Source organism: Pontibacter rugosus (assembly GCF_042678745.1).
Classification (GTDB): domain Bacteria; phylum Bacteroidota; class Bacteroidia; order Cytophagales; family Hymenobacteraceae; genus Pontibacter; species Pontibacter rugosus.
This window is the reverse complement of record NZ_JBHTLD010000351.1, coordinates 1-2877: the sequence shown is the minus strand read 5'-3', so window position 1 is coordinate 2877 and position 2877 is coordinate 1. Positions and strand designations below refer to the sequence as shown.

Annotated in this window: 1 protein-coding gene and 1 pseudogene; one reads left to right on the top strand and one right to left on the bottom strand. The window is 41.3% G+C overall.

Annotation, left to right across the window (positions count from 1 at the left end):
• Window positions 1–17 precede the first annotated feature (17 nt).
• Window positions 18–2417 carry a DEAD/DEAH box helicase gene (locus tag ACFQ2O_RS20990; protein WP_377532732.1) on the top strand — a complete coding sequence of 800 codons (2400 nt, stop codon included), beginning with the start codon at window positions 18–20 and terminating at the stop codon, window positions 2415–2417.
• A 54-nt stretch (window positions 2418–2471) separates the two neighbouring features.
• On the opposite strand, the pseudogene ACFQ2O_RS20985 reads toward ACFQ2O_RS20990, so the two are convergent.
• Window positions 2472–2877, bottom strand: a pseudogene (locus ACFQ2O_RS20985) (hypothetical protein); the annotation flags it as partial.

Genomic DNA, 2877 nt, shown 5'->3' with positions numbered 1-2877 from the left:
AACTATAATTTTTAACTATGGCTCGTCATTTCCTTAACGAACCTCGTGTACAAAAGGTATCAAACCGTCTTATCGATATGTTTCTACAACATGGTAGCGGCCGTGCCGTGCATCGCACACTATTACAAGGTTTGGAATCTAACGATCGGGAGGAGGCAATTCAGGAACTCCATTTAAACAAAATCTTTGCACTTTTGAGTGGAGAACCTACGAAAGCAATTAATACAAAGTCATTGGATGCGGTTGAAGCTGCCCTCGCCCTCCAAACAGCCATCGAGGATGGAGAAGGGGTAAGCGACAAGATCAGAACCTCCATTATTCAAAGTGCATCGCTACAAGAAGACACTGACCTTCAAAAGATTCTACTGGGTACTGCAAAAAAGACAGGTTACCCGGTAGGTGTCATACAAAAGGTCTTGCAACTAAATAGTACGCGCACTCCTTTCAAAACTCAGACCCAATCTGTCAAATCTTACCCAACAAAACAGTTGGAACCGGATTGGTCTTTTCAGGATGAAGCTATTCAAGCTTGCTTAAACGCATTCCGCGGCAAGCCTAACCATAAAGTAGGTTTAGTTTTACCTACCGGGGGTGGCAAAACCCGGGTGGCCATGAGCATATTGCTGCAATGGTTGGCAACAGCAGAAAGGGATGACACTAAAGTTTTATGGCTTACCCATCGGCGTCAGTTAAAACGACAAGCCTGGAGAGAATTACAAAGGGCATTAAACGAAAAGCAGAGCAAATTACCCTCAAGCGCGGTTTCACTACTCGAAAAGCGGGTGGAATTTGTTATGCTAAATGACCTCTCAAGAGCGCTAGAGGAGAATGAAGGAAAAATTGAATTGGTAGTCGTCGATGAGGCTCACCATGCAGCTGCCAACTCCTACCAGCCACTCTTCAATGTAATGCAGCTTAGAGGGCTGTTTTTGACAGCTACTCCAAATCGCATGGATGAACTGCCCATAGGCATAGATGAAGTTGCCTATTCAACCACATATAGGGAGCTATTTAAAAGAGGGGTTATTGTTGAACCTACTTTTCTTGATCCTATCCAAGCACCTGACTGGTTGGAGGCACGCGACCTGCACAATCTAGCTAACTTAGCCATAGAGCGAACTGAAATTGACTTTCGAAAGCTGCTAATTTCTGTTTCTAAGAAGGAACACGCTGAGAAACTCTATCAGGTGCTTTCTACCATGTTAGATGGCACAGACGAGCACCCTTTAAGTAGTGACAACATAGTGTATGTCCATGGCAGCGGTTCTTCAACGGGCATTGATGCAGAAGAAGCTTTGGATGAATTCTCCGCCTTTCCACGTGGCATCTTAATAGCCACTGGACAACTAATCGGTGAAGGATTTGATGACCCTTCCATTGATAGCATAATTGTGACTTACGCTAGTTCCAGTATGTCCCATTTAATGCAGTTAGTTGGGCGCGTCATTCGCTTTGACCCCCATAAAACCTCTGCATACGTTATACAGGCACGGGCATCAGAGCTTGACTACTATTTTGAACAAGGTTGGCTATACCAAGATATATCTGACTCTCTGCGACCACGACTTAAGGATTTTACCTATAGCTCTATTGAGGATTTAAAAGACAAGATTGATATGCTGCTCCGTAACAGCAATGTGCAAGAAGAAACCAGAGTACGGATCATGAAGGAGTCTATGGACATTAGTGCGGGGGAACGATACCACTTACTTTTAACAGGTCGACCTTATTACGGCAATAAGTCAGACTTTGAAACAAACTCTACTTGGGAAGCTATACTTGTAAAACCAAATACAAAGGTAACATTCCATAATATATTCAATAGCTACTCCGATATAGGGGTTAAGTTGGAGTCATTTGATCAGCTTAGCTTCTTAATGCGTTTGGCTGAAGTGGATTCAACTAAAGGTAGCAATTGGAAGTCTTATATGGACATGCTACATGCAATGCGCAATGCATACCTGGAAACACGCGGATTGTCATATTCTGGGGAAGGATATAGAGGGTATGAGGAGTTTCCGCAGCCTGGAACAACTTGGCTTACATATTGTACTTTTACATACCGGGCTGATGTTCCAGAAGATTTTGACACTTTCCTTTCCGACACAGTTAATAAAGATGAAATCACATCTCTGTTTTTATCAGACAGGGATAAATGGAAGAGCGCTATCAAAGTACTTCTTCCCCTAGCTGGCACCTATGCTTTTTTACTAGAGGAAAACCAAGTAAACTGGCTTGATGAACAGCGGGCTTTACTAGCGCAAATATTGTCTAACACTAAACCTAAAGACAGTTTTGCCGCCGTAGAACAATGGCGCCTTGGATTAATGAGTATCCCTCTACCTTATATGGCCATTACTAATTTAGGCTATTTTATCAATGAAATACGATTCAAAGAATACTCTTACAGCTTCTAAACAGAAAGAGGGATTATCCCCCCCTCTTTCTGCTCAAAAGCTTATATCTTATTTTTAAATTTTATATTCGTTACCAAATAATTCTAACTGAGTTTCTGAGTCAACCATTTGTGTTTCAAACAGCCTATGGGCATTATCAATAAAAAAGGATTGATCTGTCAGGATACGTTTTAAAAGTGAATAGAAAACATACGTATTGTGAAAGCCTCTCCGCCTATTCCGGTTATTGCCTCTAAAGATGATAACATCTACGCCATCTTTTTTACAAATATCGCACTTACATTGTTGCCAAGGCTTAGCTTGCAGAGTTTTCTTATATTCTTTGAGTGTTCTCTGTATTTCCTTTTCTTTGTATTCCTTTAACTTTTGTATTTCTCTGTCTTTCTGTTCCGTTGTTCTTTGCTTCTCCTCCCTAATTTTGCGCTCCTTCTCTTTATATTTATTCTCAATTATATAATTA

Coding starts and splice junctions, on each gene's coding strand:
- ACFQ2O_RS20990 (WP_377532732.1), top strand. CDS start 18: ATGGCTCGTCATTTCCTTAACGAACCTCGTGTACAAAAGGTATCAAAC.